We start from the raw sequence: 18,143 nt of genomic DNA, 5'->3' as shown, positions 1-18,143 counted from the left end.
CTTGCCGGAGCAAAGACATAACATTCCGTTATTATTGACTTGTACATATGCCCAAGGAGTAGGCCATGAGCCTGGCCCACGATCTGACCCCAGTGAGCATGCCCGAGGACGTCACCCCGGAGATGCTCGCCGGCATCGATGAGATTTGCGCGGCCAACCGGGGCAAGCCCGGCGCCCTGATTCCCGTGTTGCAAAAATGCCAAGAACTGGTGGGCTACCTGCCGGTGCCGGTGCAGGAGCACATCGCCGACAAGCTGGGCGTGCCCGGCCAGGAGGTTTTCGGGGTCACCACCTTCTACTCCTTCTTTTCCATGAAGCCTCGGGGGCGCCACACCATCCGGGTGTGCATGGGCACCGCCTGCTACGTGCGCGGCGGCAAGGAAGTCTTGGAGCGTCTGGAGCGCCACTTGAACATCCCGGTGGACACCACCACCGAGGACCGCCGCTTCACCTTGGAGCAGGTGCGCTGTTTGGGCGCCTGCGGCGTGGCCCCGGTGGTGGTGGCCGATCAGGACACCCACCGCAAGGTCATGGCCGACAAGATCGTGGATTTGGTGGAAAGCTACGAATAACCCCAGCCGCTTCGGGGGAAGCCGCATGTCGCACATCAGCATTAGTGATCTAGGCGAAATTCAACAAAGGTCCGAACGTGCCCAGGCCCTGCGCCATGGTCAGCCCGGGGTGGGCTCCCAGCGCATGCACCTGTTGATCTGCGGGGGCACCGGTTGCCAGGCCGCGGGCAGCCTGGCGGTGATGAATGCCCTCCGGGCCGAGATCGCCAAGCAGGGGCTGGAGGAGGAGATCGCCGTGGTGGAGACCGGGTGCAACGGCTTTTGCGCCTTGGGCCCGGTGATGGTCACCTATCCCGAGGGGATCTTCTACGTGAACCTGGAGGAGAGCGACGTCGCCGAGCTGGTGGAGTCCCACTGCAAAAACGGCGAGCCGGTGGAGCGCCTGCTCTACAAGGACCCCTCCACCAAAAAGCGCATCCCCCACATGCGCGACATCCCCTTCTTCGCCTTGCAAAGACTCATCGCCCTCAAGAACCGCAGCATGCTCGACGCCGAGAGCATCGACGAATACATCGGCCGGGGCGGCTACCAGGGCATGGCCAAGGCCCTCAAGGAGATGAGCCCCGAGGATATCGTGGCCGAGGTGAAAAAGTCGGGCCTCAGGGGCCGGGGAGGGGCGGGCTTCCCCACCGGCCTCAAGTGGGAGTTCTGCCAAAAGGCCGTGGGCGACACCAAGTACGTGTTGTGCAACGCCGACGAGGGCGACCCCGGCGCGTTCATGGACCGCTCCATTCTGGAGGCCGATCCCCACTCGGTGGTGGAGGGCATGGTCATCGCGGCCAAGGCCATCGGCAGCCACCACGGCTACGTCTACTGCCGGGCCGAGTATCCCCTGGCGGTGCACCGCCTGCAGCTGGCCATAGACCAGGCCAAACAATACGGCCTGTTGGGCGAGAACATCCTGGACACTGGCTTTGACTTCGACCTGCGGATCTACCAGGGCGCGGGGGCCTTTGTCTGCGGCGAGGAGACCGCGCTGATGCGCTCCATCGAGGGCAAGCGGGGCATGCCCCGGCCGCGGCCCCCCTTCCCGGCCCAGGCGGGTCTGTGGAACAAACCCACCATCTTGAACAACGTGGAGACCTGGGCCAACATCGCCCAGATCATCACCAACGGCGGCGACTGGTACGCCTCCATCGGCACCGAGGGCTCCAAGGGCACCAAGGTCTTCGCCCTCACCGGCCACGTCAACAACATAGGCCTGGTGGAGGTGCCCATGGGCACCCCGCTCAGGACCATCATCTACGAGATCGGCGAGGGCATCCCCAAGAAGCACCGCAAGTTCAAGGCGGTGCAGCTGGGCGGCCCCTCGGGCGGCTGCATCCCCGAGGAGCACCTGGACACCCTGTGCGACTACGAGGACATCGCCAAGGCCGGGGCCATCATGGGCAGCGGCGGCATGATCGTCATGGACGACAGCACCTGCATGGTGGACATGGCCCGCTTCTTCATGGAGTTCGTGCAGGACGAATCCTGCGGCAAGTGCACCCCCTGCCGCGAGGGCACCCGGCGCATGCTGCAGATCCTGGAAAAGATCACCGAGGGCAAGGGCGTGCCCGAGGACATCGACACCCTGGAAGAGCTGGCCGAGATGATCCAGCAGGGCAGCCTCTGCGGCCTGGGCCAGACCGGCCCCAACCCGGTGCTCAGCACCCTGCGCTATTTCCGCGACGAGTACATGGCCCACGTGGTGGACAAGAAGTGTCCGGCCCGTTCCTGCGTGGCCCTGTTGGAGTTCAAGGTGGACGTGGACAAGTGCAAGCAGTGCGGCCTGTGCTTCAAGAACTGCCCGGTGGACGCCATCTCCTGGAAGAAGAAGGAGCCCGCGTCCATCGACCTGGACAAGTGCATCAAGTGCAAGACCTGTCTGGACAACTGTAAGTACGACGCGATTTATTAGTGTGTTTTGTTGTAGTATCGACGGGCCGGCCTCTTAGGGCCGGCCCGTTTGTTTGAGTTGAACTTATGGCAGCATACCAAAGAATTACATCAAAGGATATCAGGGCGACCCTTCCAACGAGGCATCTTAGATTTGTATTTGATATTGAAAGCTTTTTTGCTTTGGGTGAGCTAAAGGCTTCTTTACTAGAGACATTTTTCGAAAGTGTAAAGAGTAGTTGGTACAATTTGGATATAGAAATACTTGCACCTTCATATCCTCCTGGTTATGTTGGAGCGTCAATAGATATTCCAGCCTATAAATGGCTTAATATAGTTCCTGAAGATTGGAAACCAAAGCCGAACGAGAGTCATGAAAAATTATTTCAAAAAAATCATACTGAAAATAACAGTGAAACCGCTTACTCTTTATATTTGATGGCGATGGCAGATTATTGCCAAGCAGATGGGGTAATCACGGACAAAAAAATATTAGTTAAACATCGTTATAGTGTAACCCTCCCTTAAAATAGGGCCAGTTTGAGGTAGAGACTTCTGGCAGATGAGGTGCTACCCGTTTCGGGTCCAGGTGAGATGAGAGATTCCCAGGTTTGCTTCTTTGGAGATGGAGCCCTGGGGGAGGCCACGCAGGGGGCAGGTCCCACCTGCTTGGCATAGGCCTCCGGGGTCATGTTACCCAGGGAGCTGTGTGGCCGATGTTGGTTGTAATCCAGCCGCCAGGTGTCCAGCTTGTCCTGGGCGTCCACCACCGACACAAACCAGTTTTCGTTTAAGCACTCCTCCCGAAGACGTCCGTTGAATGACTCGATAAATGGGTTGTCCGTGGGCTTGCCTGGGCGGCTGAAATCAAGCTCCACCTTGTTCCAGTACGCCCACTGATCAAGGACTTTAGAGGTGAATTCGCTCCCGTTGTCCACTTTGATGGATTTGGGGGCTCCACGTTCAGCGACCAGCTGGTTGAGCACTGCCACTACATCATCGCCCCGTAGGCTCTGACCAGCCTTCAAAGCAAGGCTCTCACGACTAAAGTTGTCCACTATCGTCAGCACCCGGAGCTGATGCCCAGAATAAAGCTGATCGGACACAAAGTCCATAGACCAGCTCTCGTTGCTCCTCTTGGGCTTTGGCTGGCTGACCACCCGGCGGGTCGCGCTCACCCGGCGCCGGGGGCGCTTGCGGCGCATGGTCAGCCCCTCCTCGGTATAAAGGCGATAAACCCGCTTGGCGTTGACCAGCCAGCCCTCCCGCCTCAGGAGCACATGCAGGCGCCGGTAGCCATAGCTGACCCGGACCGCGGCCAGGTCCCTCAGCCGCATGCGCAATTCGTCCTGCCTGTCCGCAATACTCTGGTAGCGATGGCTGGAGCGGGCAAACTTGAGCACCTGGCAGGCCCGCCGCTCACTGACCTTGAATACCTTCTCCAAATAGCCGGCCAGAGCACGCTTGCGGACAGGCTTCATAGTTTTCTTTTTATGACGTCCTGCAGCATGGCCTTGTCCAGGCTCAAGTCAGCCACCAGCTGCTTGAGCTTACGGTTTTCTTCCTCAAGCTGCTTCAGGCGCCTGATCTCCGCCACGCCCATGCCCGCGAATTTTTTCTTCCAGCGGTAAAAGGTGGCCTCGCTCACCCCCATCTTGCGCACGATCTCCGCCACCGGGGTGCCGCTGTCAGCCTGCTGCAGGGCAAAAACGATCTGGGGCTCGGTGTACCTCCTGCGCTTCATCCAGTCCTCCTGGTCAAATGAGAATTATGACGATTTTCTCATCCGATATGGACCAGAATTCGGGAAGCAGGTCACAGACTGAGGTCTGCAAGGAGGACTCTTCACGATGCGCAGGACCAGATTCAGCGAAACTCAGATCGTCAAAATTCTGAAAGAGGTGGAAGGGGGCAGGACCGCCAAGGAGGTCTGCCGGGAATACGGTGTCAGCAGCGCCACCTACTACAAATGGAAGTCCAAGTACGGGGGCATGGAGGCCTCGGACATCGTCCGGCTCAAGGAGCTTGAAGAAGAAAACAGGCGTCTAAAGCAGATGTACGCCGACTTGAGCCTTGAGAATCGGGCTCTGAAGGACGTCATCGAAAGAAAAATATAAGGCCAGCGGGTCGGCGCGATCTGGCTAAGTTCATGTGCAAAGAGCACGGTCTGAGCATTCGCCGGGCCTGCCGCGCCCTGAGGCTGAGCCGGTCGGTTTATGCCTACCGACCCAAGCCCCGCGACGATGGTCCGATCATCGAGGCGCTGACTTCGCTGGCAGACAAATATCCCAGATACGGCTTTGCCAAACTGTTTCAAGTAATTCGGCGGGATGGACATGGCTGGAATCACAAGCGGGTGTACCGAGTGTACTGCGCCCTGAAGCTAAACCTTCGCAGGAAGGGTAAGAAGCGCCTGCCTACTCGTGATCCCCAGCCGCTTGCAGTGCCGGATCTGGCCAATATCTGCTGGTCGGTGGACTTCATGAGCGATGCCCTGTATGGCGGCCAGCGATTCAGGACCTTTAATGTGGTGGATGATTTCAATCGAGAGGCCCTGGCCATAGAGGTGGACGTCAATCTCCCCGCCCAAAGGATAATCCGAGTGCTGGAGCGTATCGCTGCCTGGCGGGGCTACCCGTCCAGGCTGAGGCTGGACAACGGCCCGGAGCTGGTCAGTGTAGCTATGGCCCAATGGGCCGAGGAGCATAGTATCGATTTGGGTTTCACTCAGCCCGGCAAGCCCACCCAGAATTCATACATTGAACGCTTCAACCGGACCTATCGGGAAGAGGTGCTGGACCTTTACATATTTTCCCGTCTAAGCGAGGTGCGGGAAATCACGGATCGCTGGCTCAAGGAGTACAACGAGGAACGCCCTCATGAGTCCCTCGGCAACCTGACACCAGCCGAATACCTCGCTATAAATTCACCTGAAGTTTCTACTGTTGACTGGCACTAATCGGGGGAGGTTTACAATAGTATTTATTAAAAATTCCGAATAAGAATTGTCCCCGTTAATACTGTTTTTGATGTCCTTGAAGTTTTTTTTCATGGTCACTCACTTTTAATATCAGTTGATCATCCCTTCGATGATTCGAACGCCGACGTTTACTACCAAATTAGTCACTATAAGGCACGCCGGTTTTTTGATTGGTTTGAAAAAGCCAAACATACAATGGCAGATGATGAATTGCGGACGAACGTTCAAGGTGCACTACTGCAAAGGTACCCTTATATAATTCTTTCAAGAGATATGATTAAATTCTATGAAATTCAAGAAGACTATTATTATAGAAGGGGGATTGAGCGAAGTTATTCATTAACTCTTGGTTACTATTTAAACTACTATATGCTGTTGATTTGGGGTATGCTCGACCATTTGTCTGTTATTATTAACTTGCGTTTTAATTTGCAATATCCTGAAAAAAATTGTTCAATAACTAATAATAAATTGTGGAGAGACATAAGTAAACAAAGTTTGGCCTTACATTCTTTTATATACTCAAAACCGATTCAACAATGGATAAATACCATAGCCGATATGCGCCACCACGCAGCCCATAAGACTATTAAAGTTCCTACTGCTATATTAGAAAAAGGCTCAGAGCCTAATGTGTCTGATGAAGAAATAAGAAAGATATTGCGTGCAGAGCATAAAGAAGCTTATGAAATTTTTCCTGAACGCATGAAAAGCATGGAGGAGCAAAATATAGCCCTGTGGAAAATGAGTAAAATGAAAATGCTTGCTTCAAGGATGATATATATTAAAAGAAATGATGGGACTGCGTATCTGATTGACCCCGTTATGGCTGTAGACCATAACCTGGAGCGGCTTAACGCTATTATTGACGCCGTGTTGTGTGCACTATTCAACACAGATAGTTAAAGATCATGGACCCCCGAATAACTAGACTCACCGACGAGCTGTTTTTCATCCAGCGCGGCTGGCTCAACGGCAACCACCTGGTGTTCACCGGTGGTCCCCGCACCCTGATCGACACCGGCTACATCCGCGACGCGGCCGAGACCGAGTCGCTCATCGCCCAGTGCGGCCTCGAGATCGAGCAGGTGGAGCTGATCGTCAACACCCATGCCCACTGCGACCACATCGGGGGCAACGCCGAGTTCCAGCGCCGCTCGGGCTGCAAGGTGGCCCTGCATATGATTGAGCGCTATTTCGTGGACCAGCGCAACGACTGGGCCACCTGGTGGGGCTATTACCGGCAGGACGCCGCCTTCTTTCCCACCCACTACTCGCTCACCGACGGCGAGGTGCTCACCCTGGGCGAGATGAACTGGCTGGTGCTGCACACCCCGGGCCACGCCATGGGCCAGATCGCCCTCTACTGCCTGGACACCGGCTGGCTGGTCAGCGCCGACACCCTGTGGGGCGGGGACTTCGGGGTCTTGACCACCCGCGTGGAGGGCCTGGACGCGCCCTTTAGGCTGCGCGAGAGCCTGGAGCGCCTGTCGCGCCTCAAGGTGCAAAAGATCCTGCCCGGCCACGGCCCCATCCTGGATGACGCCCCGGCGGCCATCCAGGCCTGCCTGGCCCGGGTGGAGGCCTTTATCGAAGACCCCCGGCGCATGGCCCAGGACCAGGTGCGCAAGATCCTGCTCTACACCGTGCTCATGCGCGGTCCCCTGCACCGCGAGGGCCTGCGGGATTTGCTCATGGCCTCGCCCTGGTTCCCCGAGACGGCACAGATGTATTTCGGCGGCAAGATGGAGGCCGCCTTCCGGGAGAACCTGGACTACCTTTTGGAGCGGGAGCTGTTGAAGCTGGACGACGAGGAGCGTTTGCTCTGCACCTTGCCCGCCTGACCCCTCCCTAAATCTCCAGGCGGTGCGCCCCGTACTTGCGCTCCAACAACTCGGCTTGGTGCGGATGGCAGGTGAGCATGATCACCTGACGCTCGGCGGACAGGCGGCCCAGCATGTTCAGGGTGGCCGGCAGGCGGGCCGCGTCGAAGTTCACCAAGGGGTCGTCCAGGATCAAGGGCAGGGACTCTCCCTTTTCGGTGATTTCCTGGGCCAGGGCCAGGCGCAGACACAGGTAGAGCTGGTCCCTGGTGCCCCGGGACAGCGCGATTATCTCGCGTTCCGGCGCGCCGGGGCCGGACCGGGTGCTTATCTCGGGGTCTCCCTTGGTCGGCGCGTCGAAAAGATCGGTGCCCAGCCATTCGTAGGCTCCTACGGTGGCCATGGCCAAAAAACGCCCCGCTTTCTTCAGCAACCCCGGCTGGGCCTCCAAACGGAACTCCTCCATGGCCCGGGTCAGGATGGCCTCGGCCAGCAGCAGGGCGTCGTGCCTGCGGGCCAGCTCGACCCGCTCTTGTTGCAAGGAGTCCAGGCGGGCCTGGGCCTGGGCCGCCGACTCGCTTTTGCCCAGGTGCTCCAACTCCCCGGTCAACTCGCCGCGACGTATGGACAAGTCATGGGTCTTGCGGTCCAGGGCGGCAAAGTCTTCCCGGAGCTTTTCCAGGGTTTTTCCGGCCAGCTCCGGCGAGTGGGGCGTTAGAAGGTCGCACGCTTGCAGGTTTTGCTCCAACTCCCAGACCGCGGCCCGCAGCTTGTCGATTTGGCGGCCGCGCTCCCGGGCCTGGGCCAGGGCTTCGATGTCGGTCAGTTTGAGGGAGGCGAGAAGCTGCTTGAGATCCTCCTGCAGGGATGCGGCCATCTCCTCGTCCCGCTGGGCCTGCTCGTCCAGGCGATCGGCATGGGCCAGCGCCTGCTGGGCCTGGCGGGCCCTTTTGCGCATCTCTTCCAGGGCCGATTCCATGGTCCCCGAAGCCATGGGGGCGGCCTGCTTGGCCTGGGCCAAAAGTTCCTCGCGCTTTTTCTCCAGCTCAGCGCGTTCCTTCGCCCGGGAGGCGCGTTCGCCCTCCAGCCGGCGGGCCTCGGCCAGGGCCTGGCTGACGTCCATGATTTCAGCCTCGCGCAAAGCCTGGGGAAGCTTTTCCTGGGCCTGGGCCAACTCCTTTTCGGTGACCGCGTGCTTGGCCTCGGCCTCCTCCGCGGCGGCCAGCGCCTGGGCCAGCTTTTCGTCGGCCAGTTTGTTGTAGTTGCGCCGCGCCCGCCATAGCAAGAGCAAGGCCCCACCGCCCATGATGGTGGCCGCGCCGATGAGCGAGCACCACCAAGGCAGATAGGTCAGAAAGGTCAGCACCAGGAGGGCGATTCCGCCCAGCCCCGCCATGAACGCCACCACTATCCACCATTTGGGCAGTTGCTTGGACTCGGGCAGGGAAGCCATCATGGTAACGCGCGCGGCCTCGTTGATCTTGGCGGATTCCCTGGCCTGGCCACGTAGCCGCTCCACCTCCTGGAAGGTGTGAGGGTCGATGGAAGCCAAGGCCGCGGTGTCCAGGCCCCAGCGGTCCTGCAAAGCCCGCGTTTGGCGGTTCAGGTCGTTTTCCGCCGCTTCTTGCATGCGGTGGGTCGCGTTGAGTTCGGAGCGCAACCCCTGCAGGCCCTGCAGGTGGGCCTCCAGGCGCTCCGGCTCCCCGCCGGGCGCCAGCTCCGCCGCCATTTCCCGTGCCTGCTGGGCCTGGGTTTTGGCGGACTCGGCCCGCTTGGCCGACGAATCGGCCCGGCCTTGCAAGTCTCGCGCCCTGGCCTCGTCGGCCTCGCCGGCCAGGCCTAGCGCGGCGAGCTGTTCTATCTTTTCCAGCAGCTGGTCGCGCCGCGCCAGGGTTTGGGCCTGTTCCAGGTGTTTGGTCGCCTCCCGCACCGCAAGAGCGGCGGCGTCGCGCTCACCGGTCAGCTCTTTGGTCTGCTTGGTCAGGTCTTCCAACTCGCGGCGCACCTGGCGGAGTTGGGCCTCGCGGCCCTGGGCCAGGGCCAAGGTTTCGCGAGCCTGGGCCGTGCGTTGGGCCAGCGCTTTGGTCTCGGCCCCTCTGCGGCGGTCTTCGGAGTAGAGCCTTTCGCGCTCGGCGGCCCAGCGTTGCAAAACGCTCACCGGGTTGGCCACTTCCCCTCGGGTGGCGGCTTCACCGAAAAAATAGCCGGACAGCCACTGGCGGGTGTTATCCAGCTCTTTACCCACGCCGCCGGCATACAGGGCCTGTTGCAAGTCGTCCAGCTCTATGCGGCTTACCGTCAAAAAGGCCCCCCGGCTCAGGCCCAGGTGGAGCTCGCCGGGCTGCTGCCTTTCCAGGGGCACATCCCGGCCCGCCTCGTCGCGCAGGGTCAGGATCTCGCGCTTGTCCAGGTGACGACCCAAGGTGAAGGACTGTCCCGAATCCAGGCTGTAGACCAGCTCGCCGCCGGTATCGCCGCCGCCCCAGGGCTCGTAGGGATGCCTTCCTCCCCTGCGCTGGCCGAAGCCGTAGAACAACCCCGTGATGAAATGACTCAAGGTGGTCTTGCCCCACTCGTTGGGGGCCAGCACCAGGTTGAGCCCGGGATCCAGACCCAACACCATCCCGGGGGACAAGCTTCCGAAGCCGCCGATGCTCAGCCGCTCAATTCGCATCGCCGTCCTCCGAACCGCCTTGCCACAGGTCGCGCAGGGTCAGGGAACGGGTTTCGTCCAACAGGCCCTTCATCCAATCCAGGCGCTCGTCGTCGGACAGGCGGCGCGTGTCCGGGTGCAGCAAACCGATAAACTCTTGCTCAAGATCGAGCAGGATCGCATCGTCATCATCCACCCTGGCCAACAGGGCCAGGGCGCGGCCCAGCACGTCGGGCCTGGTGGCCAGGGCCTGGGCATTCACCGGGGGGCACAGGCAGCTCAGATCGAGCACCAATCCGGCCAGACCCAGCTCCCGCTTCAACGAGGCGGCCAAAACTTCGGGATCTTCCCGTTCCAGCAGCCGCCACAAAGGCGAGGGGCCGGTCAGCTTCAAGCGCAGGCAGTGCTCCTGGGGCCAGGGCGAGGCGTCGCTCGCCAGCTTTTCCTTCAACCTGGCCACCAAGGCGGCCGGGTCTCCCAGCGGCATGAGATCGTCCAGGACCAGGTCGTGGAACACCAGCGGGGCCAGGTTCACCAACTCCGCGCTCAGGGCTCCTTCCGACAAGGTCAGCAACCAGGCCCCTCTGGGGCCGGTCTCGCCCAGGTGGGCGCCCTGCGGGGTGCCCGCGTAAATGACCTTGGGGTGCTGCCCCATCTCCTGGGGAATGTGAATGTGACCCAGGGCCCATAGGTCGAAGGTTGCCGAAAGCAGGTTCTGCAACACCGCCGGGGCGTAGGGCTCGTGCTTGCCCGGTTTGGGGGTTCCTGACAGATTGGCGTGCAGGACCGCCAAACCGGTGCGTCCCGGCGGGGGAGGGGGCAAGAGCCACGACAGGTCTTCGGTCTCCTGTTCCGAGGAGTGGGCCACGCCCGCCACCCACAGGCCCATCTCGGCCAGCTCGACCCCCTGGGACTCGGAACTGAAAATGGTCAGGCCCTCGGTCTCCGGCCAGCTCTCCCACAACCCCCCGGGCAGCCAGGGGTCGTGGTTGCCGGGGGAGATGAACACCTGGGCGCCCATATCGCGCCAGGCGGCCAGAGCCTTTTGCAGAGCCAATATGGCCCCCAGGGGAGGCTCAGGGGTGTGGAATACGTCGCCCGGCAAGAGCACCAAGGCCACCGAATGTTGGCGGGACAGCTCCACCATCCGTTCCAGGGATTGTTCCCGGGCGTTTCCCGCCGAGGCCTCCATCTCCGGATCGGGAGCGGCCACGGGGCCGCCCAGGTGCAGATCCGCGGCCAGAAGTATGCGCAGATCAGCCATGGCTCAGGAAATCAGGTATGCGGCGTTGCGGCCCATGACCATCTCCATCTGGCGGGCGCTGAGGCCAGCCGAGGGGTCGGACAGCTCGCGTCGGTAACGCGACACCGGCAAGAGTGGGTAATCACTGCCCATGAGCACCTTGTCGTCGCCCATCAGCTCCAAAGCTAGGGCATAGGCCCTGGGCCGGTAGAGGAAGGGCGCGGCCGCGGTATCCAGCCATACGTTGGCCAGGGCCTGGGACACTTCGCGCTTGAGGCAGGCGTAGAAAAACAACCCCGCGCCCATGTGGGCCAGGATCAGCTTGGTGTGGCAATGCTCGGTGACCAGCTTGTACAAGGCGACCAGGGTCATGGGCGCCTTGCCGGGATACTGGTGGCCCACCGGTTCGTTGGTGTGCAACAAGATGGGACGGTCGGCCTCGTAGCTCAGGCGGCACAGGGGGGCCAGGCTGGCCACGTCCAGGTCGCTGTCGTAAAAGGCCACCTCGCCCAGGCCGTGCAGCCCTCCGGCCAGGGCCCGCTCCGCCTCGCGCCGGGCCCAGCCCTGGGGCGGGTGCACCGCGGCCAGGCCCCGCAAACGCTGGGGAAAACGAGCTACCGCGTCCATGAGATAGTCGTTGTGCAGACGGGCATTTTCTTCCTTGAGCCAGGGAAAGCCCACCGCCCAGGAGACGTCCACCTGGTCTAAGTCCATGGCCTCCACCAGGCCCTCCGCCGTGACCATGGGAGCCGTGGGATCGGCGTATATGGCCGCAAAGGCCGGTTCGCCTTCGCAAAAACGTGCCCGGTCGGAGAGCATCTCGGGCGGGAAAATATGGGTGTGCACATCGATGATCATAACGGCACTATATCAATTACTCGCCGGGATGGTAAAGCGGCGCTTGCGGGGGTTGACAAGAATGCCTACGTTTGTATAGCATACTAGACGAACGTATATCAACAGGAGACGACTATGGCAGGCATAACTCTGGAGGATTTGGGCTTTTGCGAGATATCCCTGGACGAGGTGGAGGTGCCCCTGTTGGGAGTGGTGCAGGCGGGCGCGCCCATCGAGGCGGTGGCCGAGAGCCGCACCGTGTCCATCCCCCAGGACATGCTGGGGCGCTACCGCACCTTCGCCCTGGAGGTTAAGGGCGACTCCATGATCGAGGAGAACATCCGACCCGGTGACGTCATCGTGGTGGAAGAGCGCCATACCGCCGAGAACGGCCAGACCGTGGTGGCCCTGATCAACGAAAGCGACGTGACCCTCAAGAAATTCTACCTGGAGCCCGACCACATCCGCTTGGAGCCGGCCAACCCCGCCATGGACCCCATCGTCCTGCGCCATGAACAGGTTCGGGTGCTGGGGGTGGTGGCGGGCCTTATTCGTCACTACCGCCGTCATTAGCCCGCAGGCCGCTAGGCCTGTTCGCCGGGGATGAGGCCGGCCACCACCAGGATGGTCAGCTCCTCCTCGCCGTGGTTGGTCAGTTCGTGCCAGGAGCCGATGGGCAGGTGAATGGCGTCGCCGGGAAACACCTCGCGCTTCTCCTCATCCACCTGCATGATCCCCTTGCCGCTCTGGATGATGTAAATCTCCTCCATGGGATCGATGTGGCCCTCCAGCTTGTTGCCCGGCGGCACCGAGGCGTGGGCCAAAAACATCACGGTGTCCAGGTGGCGGCGCACGTCCAGGATCATGTGGGCCACCCCGCCGCCATGAGCCCGGTAGCGGGTGAGTTGGGTGTCGGGATGCTCCAGGTTGCGCACCAACATGCAGGCCACCTCCTAACCTAGTTCAAAAGTGGTGATGCCGAATACCTCCTCCGCCGGCCAGGCGGGGGCTCCGTTCTTGTACATGCGCGCCGTTTCGAACACCGGCTCCATGCCCAGTTCCCCGGCCAGTTCCACCGCCGCCGGGTTGTTGTGGGGCGCGTCCAGATAGACCGTGGCCCCCTCGGCCCGCGAGGCCAACGACAAGTACAGCGTGCGGGCCTGGTCCAGTCCCGCCGCGAACAGCGGCCCGACCTTGTAGCCCTCCTGGCAGGGCCGCAGCACCCCGTAGCCCGCCAGCTCGCCGCCCTCCATCAGGCCTAGGGCCGTGGCGCCGGGCATGGCCAGCCAGCCGCGCAAAAACTCGGGCCGGGGGGCCGGGAAGTGGGCCGTGTCATAGGCCAGCACCATCTCCCAGGGCAGGGCGGCCAGCTCCATGGCCCCCAGGGGCTCGGGCCCGCCGCCGGGGCGGGCATAGCGCACGCTCCTAAAGGCCGGCGCGAAACCGGCGGCGCGGTAGTTGGCCTGCTGGGCCACCACCCCGTCCAGGCCCATGATCCGCTCCCCGGCGTGGGCCAGGGCCGCCTGGCTCATGGCCCGGCCGATGCCCCGGCCGCGCATGGCTGGCTGGACCAGGAAAAAGCCCAGGAAGCTGTAGGCGGGGCCGTAATTCACCGCCGAAATGCAGCCCAGAGGTTCTCCCCCGGCCTCGGCCAGGAAAAAGCCCTGAGGGTCGGTGGCGAAAAACACCTCCGCGTCGTTCAGGCCGGGGTTCCAGCCCTCGGCCCCGGCCCAGGGCAGGGCCACCTCGCGCAGCTCCTCCAGGGTCATGGAGCGGACCCGCAGGCCCTCCACGGGATCGGGCACGGCCTAGCCCTGGGCGCGGGAGCGGCGCACGGTGAGGCTCTCGCCACCCACGCCCCAGTTGTCCGGGGAGTGTTCTTCGATGACCACGTAGGTGCTCTCGGGCTTTTTATTGAGCACCTTGTGGAGCACCTCGGTCATGCCGGCCATGATCTGGCGCTTTTCCTCGGTGGTGGCGGTGCCGGCGATCTTCACGTTTACGTAGGGCATGGTTTTCTCCAGAGAGGTTAGTGCAATCTGGGGTCCAGGGCGTCGCGGATGCCTTCGCCCAAAAGGTTGTAGCCCAAAACGGTGACCAGGATGGCCAGGCCGGGGAACAAGCTCAGCCACCAGGCGATTTCGATGTTGGCCTTGCCCTGGTTGAGGATGTTGCCCCAACTGGCCGCCGGGGGCTGCACCCCCAGGCCCAGGAAGGACAGACCGCTCTCCACCAGGATGGCCCCGGCCACCCCCAGGGTGGCGGCCACCAGCACGGGGGCCATGGCGTTGGGCAGCACGTGGCGGAAGATGATCCTCAGATCGCCCGCGCCCAGGCTCTTGGCCGCCACCACGTACTCGCGCTCCTTGAGGCTAAGGAACTCGGCCCGCACCAGGCGGGCCACCCCCATCCAGGAGGTCAGGCCGATCACCGCCATGATGTTGAGGATGGAGGGCTCCAGCAGGGCGATCACCGCCAGGATCAGGAAAAAGGTGGGGAAGCAGAGCATCATGTCGGTGAAGCGCATGATGGACGACTCCACCCAGCCGCCGTAGTAGCCGGCCAAGGCCCCCAGGATCACCCCGATGAGGGTGGCCAGCCCGGCGGAGATGAGCCCCACCTCCAGGCTGACCCGCGAGCCCATGATCATGCGCGAGAACACGTCGCGGCCCAGCTCGTCGGTGCCAAAGGGGTGGGACAGGCTGGGGGGCAGCAGGATGGCCTCCACGTCGATGTTGTTGGGCGGGTGCATGGTGATCCAGGGGGCCAGCACCGCCACCACCAGCAGGCCCAGCACCACCACCAGCCCCAGCAGGGCCAGGCGGTTGGCCGCCAGGTTGTGCACGAACTGGCCCCATAGGCCCCGGTATTCGCCTCCCGAGCTCATTTGCTGCGCACCCTGGGGTCCACCAGGGCGTAGCCCAGGTCGGCCAGGAGGTTGCCCACCAGGGTGAGCACCGCGCCGATGACCAGGCCGCCCATGACCACCGGATAGTCCCGGGCCATGACCGCGTCGTAGAACAGCTTACCCATGCCCGGTATGGCGAAGATGGACTCGAAGATCACCGAGCCGCCGATCAAGGCCGGCACCGACAGGCCCAGGATGGTGATCACCGGCATCATGGCGTTTCTGAGCGCGTGGCTGTAGATCACCAAACGCTCGGGCAGGCCCTTGGCCCGGGCGGTGGTCACGTAGTCCTGGCGGATCACCTCCAGCATGTTGCCGCGCATGTAACGGCTCATGCCCGCCAGGGAGGTGAAGGCGCTCAGGAGCACCGGCAGGGCCAGGTGGCGGGCGTAGTCCAGCAGCTGGCCCGCACAGGAGAGCTGGTCGTGGTTCAGGCTCTTGATGCCGCTGATGGGTAGCCAGCCCAACACCACCCCGAACAGAATCATGCACAACAGGGCCAGCCAGAAAGTGGGCGTGGCAAAGCCCAGGAAGACGAACACCGTGGTGGCCTGGTCGAACAGCGAGCCCCGGTGGGTGGCCGAATACACCCCTATGGGCACGGCGATGACCAGCACCAGAAGCAACGACAGCAGGTTGATGGTCACGGTGATGGGCAGGCGGTCGGCGATCTTGTTGAGCACCGGTTGGCCGTCCGGGGCGAAGGAGCGCCCGAAATCCAGCACCGCCAGGCGCTTGAGCCAGGTCCAGTACTGCACGGGCAGGGGCTTGTCCAGGCCGTAGAGCTTGGTCAGGCGTTCCTTGGCTATCTCGCTCATCTTGGGGTTCAGGTCCGTGGCCAGGTCGGTGGGGCTGCCCGGGGCCAGGTGCATGATGAGAAAGCTGATGAAGGTGATGCCGATCAAAAGCGGCACCATCATGGCCAGGCGTTTGGCGAGGTAGGTGAGCATCCGCCTTACCTCTTCATGGCCGGGTGCTGGAGGGCCTTGGGAACCCACCATTCGGTGAAGTTGTAACTGATGCCAGCCGGGGCGGGGGCGATGCCTTTGATGCGCGCGGCCAGGACGGGCAGGGCGTTGGCTACGTAGAGGAAGGTGTAGGGCTGATCCTCGGCCAGGATCTCCTGCAACTTGAAGATCAGGGCGCGGCGCTTTTCCCGGTCAAAGGTGCGGCGCTGCTCGGTGAGGATGCGGTCCACCTCGGGGTTCTTGTAATAGGTGAAGTTGAGCTGGCCGGGCTGGGCCTTGGAAGAGTGCCAGATGTCGAACTGGTCCGGGTCCGGGGTGATGGTCCAGCCCAGGAGCACCGCCTCGAAGCGGCCCTTGTTGATGAACTCTTTGATGAAGGCGGCCCATTCCACGGTCCTGAGCTTCACCCGCACCCCGATCTGGGACAGGCGCTGCTGGATGATCACCCCGGTGTTGGCCCGGTAGGAGTTGCCCTGGTTGGTCAGGATGGTGAACTCGAAGGGCCGCCCGTCCTTGTCCAGCAACCCGTCGCCGTCCGTGTCGCGCCAACCGGCGGCGGCCAAGAGCTCCTTGGCCTTGGCCGGGTCGTGGGGGTAGCGCTTCACCTGGGGGTTGTACCAATAGGTGCCCGGCTTGATGGGCCCGGTGCACACCCGGCCCAGGCCCAAGAGCACCCCCTTGATCAACTCTTCTTTATCGATGGCGTAGCTCAGGGCCTGGCGCACCCGCTTGTCGGCGAAACGCGGGTCCTTGAGGTTGTAGCCCAGGTAGGTGTAGCCGGAGGAAAGATAGCGGTATTTGACAAAGTTTTTCTTGAAAAAGGGCGTCTCGGTCTGGCGGCGGTATTGCAGGGCGGTGAGCCCCATCCAGTCCAGGCCGCCGGACTTGAGCTCCAGGAACATGGTGGCCATGTCGGGGATCACCCGGTAGGTCACCTGGGAGATATGGGCCCGGCCCTCGAAGTAATCGGGATAATAGCGCAGCACCACCCGCGCTCCCGGGTCCCAGCGCACGAACTCGTAGGGTCCGGTGCCGACGGGGTGGCGGTTCAGCTCCGAGGCGCGCACGTCCTGGCCCTCCAGCAGGTGCCGGGGCATCTGGGTCAAGGTCCAGGAGGCCAGCCCCGGCGCGAAGGGCTCGTCGTAGTGCACCACGAAGGTGTGCTCGTCCGGGGCCTCGGCCTTGGTCACCTTCATGTAGTCGCCGGAGTAGGCGGTGGGGGTCTTGGGGTCCACCATGAAGCGCCAGTTGAACAACGCATCTTTGGCGGTGTAGGGCTTGCCGTCCTGCCAGGTGACCCCCTCGCGGATCTTGAAGGTGATGGTCAGGCCGTCGGGGCTCACGGTCCATGACCGGGCCAGGTCGCCTATGAGATTGAGATCCTTGTCGTATTTTAAGAGGCCGTTGTAGACCAGGCCGCTCATCTCGTGGCTGGCAGAGTCGGAGGTTATCATGGGGATCATGCTGGTGGCGTCGCCGATGGTGCCCATGACCAGGGAGCCGCCGTCGTCCACCGCGCCCGCCCCGCCCGCAGACAGGGCCAAAAGGAGGCATAAAATCAGCGCGGCGGTTATCTTGGGCATGCGGCCTCCAGCAAAAAGGGGCACTGCGGCTAGGCCCCTGGGTGTCAGTCTAGCTGTGGGCGGCCAGGGGCGCAAGGGGGTTTTGTACGCCAGGCCGGGAGCTTGACGCCCCTGAGACGCCTTGTTACCATGCCCAGTAACACCCAAGAGAGGTTCAAATGCAAGACGGACAATTACTGGATTTCATCAAGTCCCGCCGCAGCACCCGCCGCTTCACCTCCGAGGACGTGAGCGACGACATGTTAAACACCATCATGGAGGCCGGGCGCTGGGCTCCCAGCGGCAACAACAACCAGCCCTGGCGCTTTTGCGTGGTGCGCGATGCCGAGCTGCGGGGCAAGATCGCCCAGTACACCAAGTTCGGCGCGGTGATCAAAAACGCCCCGGTGCTCATCTGCACCATGATCCACACTCCTTCCATGTACAATGACACCAAGGACCACCAGGCGGTGGGCGCCTGCCTTGAGAACATGCTGCTGATGATCCACGGCCTGGGCCTGGGCGCGGTGTGGCTGGGCGAGATACTCAAGAACGCCAAGGAGGTCCGCGAGACCATTGGCTTGCCCGAGGAGCTGGAGTTGATGGCCGTGGTGGCCCTGGGCCATCCCGACGGCGGCACCAGCAAGCCCACCCGCAAGGAAATGGACGAGCTGGTGGTGGGCCGTTTTTAATCGCCGGAATTCCTGACCCCAATCTTG

The 18,143-nt window shown here is 62.2% G+C and carries 17 protein-coding genes and 1 pseudogene; 8 read left to right on the top strand and 10 right to left on the bottom strand.

Going from position 1 to position 18,143, the window contains the following annotated elements; translation table 11 throughout:
- Positions 1-65: 65 nt before the first annotated feature.
- From AACH32_RS13520 to AACH32_RS13510, 3 genes are all read left to right on the top strand, one after another.
- Positions 66-572, top strand: a complete 507-nt coding sequence (locus AACH32_RS13520; protein WP_338600417.1) for an NAD(P)H-dependent oxidoreductase subunit E — start codon at positions 66-68, stop codon at positions 570-572.
- 25 nt (positions 573-597) lie between these two features.
- Positions 598-2,472: an NADH-quinone oxidoreductase subunit NuoF gene (nuoF, locus tag AACH32_RS13515; RefSeq protein ID WP_338600414.1), complete on the top strand. Its 1,875-nt coding sequence runs from the start codon at positions 598-600 to the stop codon at positions 2,470-2,472.
- Between the two features lie 65 nt (positions 2,473-2,537).
- Positions 2,538-2,978, top strand: coding sequence for a hypothetical protein (locus AACH32_RS13510; protein WP_338600411.1), 441 nt, complete (start codon positions 2,538-2,540; stop codon positions 2,976-2,978).
- Between the two features lie 128 nt (positions 2,979-3,106).
- On the opposite strand, the pseudogene AACH32_RS13505 reads toward AACH32_RS13510, so the two are convergent.
- Positions 3,107-4,194 (bottom strand): annotated as a pseudogene (locus tag AACH32_RS13505) (IS3 family transposase); the annotation flags it as partial.
- A gap of 106 nt (positions 4,195-4,300) precedes the next feature.
- Between AACH32_RS13505 and AACH32_RS13500 the strand changes: the two are divergent.
- From AACH32_RS13500 to AACH32_RS13490, 3 genes are all read left to right on the top strand, one after another.
- Positions 4,301-5,409, top strand: a protein-coding gene (locus tag AACH32_RS13500) for an IS3 family transposase (RefSeq protein WP_338598789.1) whose coding sequence is annotated in 2 segments (ribosomal slippage) — positions 4,301-4,553 and positions 4,553-5,409 — 1,110 coding nt in all. Because the reading frame shifts where the segments join, the coding sequence is not laid out codon by codon here.
- Positions 5,410-5,625: 216 nt separating this feature from the next.
- Positions 5,626-6,336 (top strand): hypothetical protein, encoded by a 711-nt coding sequence (locus AACH32_RS13495; protein ID WP_338600408.1) that lies wholly within the window; start codon positions 5,626-5,628, stop codon positions 6,334-6,336.
- A gap of 5 nt (positions 6,337-6,341) precedes the next feature.
- Positions 6,342-7,274: an MBL fold metallo-hydrolase gene (locus AACH32_RS13490; RefSeq protein WP_338600405.1), complete on the top strand. Its 933-nt coding sequence runs from the start codon at positions 6,342-6,344 to the stop codon at positions 7,272-7,274.
- A 7-nt stretch (positions 7,275-7,281) separates the two neighbouring features.
- Here the strand turns inward: AACH32_RS13490 and AACH32_RS13485 are convergent, their stop codons facing one another.
- From AACH32_RS13485 to AACH32_RS13475, 3 genes are read right to left on the bottom strand one after another with little or no spacing between them, the layout of a single operon-like run.
- Positions 7,282-9,927 (bottom strand): AAA family ATPase, encoded by a 2,646-nt coding sequence (locus AACH32_RS13485; RefSeq protein WP_338600401.1) that lies wholly within the window; start codon positions 9,925-9,927, stop codon positions 7,282-7,284.
- The gene (locus tag AACH32_RS13480) at positions 9,917-11,170 is read right to left on the bottom strand and encodes a metallophosphoesterase family protein (protein WP_338600398.1); all 1,254 of its coding nucleotides are present in this window, start codon (positions 11,168-11,170) and stop codon (positions 9,917-9,919) included. The genes AACH32_RS13485 and AACH32_RS13480 overlap by 11 nt, the downstream gene beginning before the upstream one ends.
- A gap of 3 nt (positions 11,171-11,173) precedes the next feature.
- Positions 11,174-12,007, bottom strand: a complete 834-nt coding sequence (locus tag AACH32_RS13475) for an amidohydrolase family protein (protein WP_338600395.1) — start codon at positions 12,005-12,007, stop codon at positions 11,174-11,176.
- Positions 12,008-12,121: 114 nt separating this feature from the next.
- Between AACH32_RS13475 and lexA the strand changes: the two genes are divergently transcribed.
- Positions 12,122-12,559 (top strand): transcriptional repressor LexA, encoded by a 438-nt coding sequence (gene lexA / locus AACH32_RS13470; RefSeq protein WP_338600392.1) that lies wholly within the window; start codon positions 12,122-12,124, stop codon positions 12,557-12,559.
- Between the two features lie 11 nt (positions 12,560-12,570).
- Here the strand turns inward: lexA and AACH32_RS13465 are convergent, their stop codons facing one another.
- From AACH32_RS13465 to AACH32_RS13440, 6 genes are read right to left on the bottom strand one after another with little or no spacing between them, the layout of a single operon-like run.
- Positions 12,571-12,927 (bottom strand): cupin domain-containing protein, encoded by a 357-nt coding sequence (locus AACH32_RS13465; protein ID WP_338600389.1) that lies wholly within the window; start codon positions 12,925-12,927, stop codon positions 12,571-12,573.
- 12 nt (positions 12,928-12,939) lie between these two features.
- On the bottom strand, positions 12,940-13,791 hold the full coding sequence (locus tag AACH32_RS13460; RefSeq protein WP_338600386.1) for a GNAT family N-acetyltransferase: 852 nt from the start codon (positions 13,789-13,791) through the stop codon (positions 12,940-12,942).
- A gap of 3 nt (positions 13,792-13,794) precedes the next feature.
- On the bottom strand, positions 13,795-13,998 hold the full coding sequence (locus AACH32_RS13455; RefSeq protein WP_338600383.1) for a tautomerase family protein: 204 nt from the start codon (positions 13,996-13,998) through the stop codon (positions 13,795-13,797).
- A gap of 17 nt (positions 13,999-14,015) precedes the next feature.
- Positions 14,016-14,873, bottom strand: a complete 858-nt coding sequence (locus AACH32_RS13450) for an ABC transporter permease (RefSeq protein ID WP_338600380.1) — start codon at positions 14,871-14,873, stop codon at positions 14,016-14,018.
- A complete protein-coding gene (locus AACH32_RS13445) occupies positions 14,870-15,844 on the bottom strand; it encodes an ABC transporter permease (RefSeq protein ID WP_338600377.1) in 975 nt (324 codons plus the stop codon). Before AACH32_RS13445 ends, AACH32_RS13450 begins: the two co-directional genes overlap by 4 nt.
- 5 nt (positions 15,845-15,849) lie before the next feature.
- Positions 15,850-17,445, bottom strand: coding sequence for a peptide-binding protein (locus AACH32_RS13440; RefSeq protein WP_338600374.1), 1,596 nt, complete (start codon positions 17,443-17,445; stop codon positions 15,850-15,852).
- 158 nt (positions 17,446-17,603) lie between these two features.
- On the opposite strand from AACH32_RS13440, the gene AACH32_RS13435 reads away from it, so the two are divergent.
- Positions 17,604-18,116 carry a nitroreductase family protein gene (locus tag AACH32_RS13435; protein WP_338600371.1) on the top strand — a complete coding sequence of 171 codons (513 nt, stop codon included), beginning with the start codon at positions 17,604-17,606 and terminating at the stop codon, positions 18,114-18,116.
- Positions 18,117-18,143: the final 27 nt, after the last annotated feature.

The sequence above is a fragment of the Desulfoferula mesophila genome (assembly GCF_037076455.1).
Lineage (GTDB): Bacteria > Desulfobacterota > Desulfarculia > Desulfarculales > Desulfarculaceae > Desulfoferula > Desulfoferula mesophila.
Note: the sequence above shows the minus strand (reverse complement) of the source record. Positions and strands in the feature narration are given on the sequence as shown.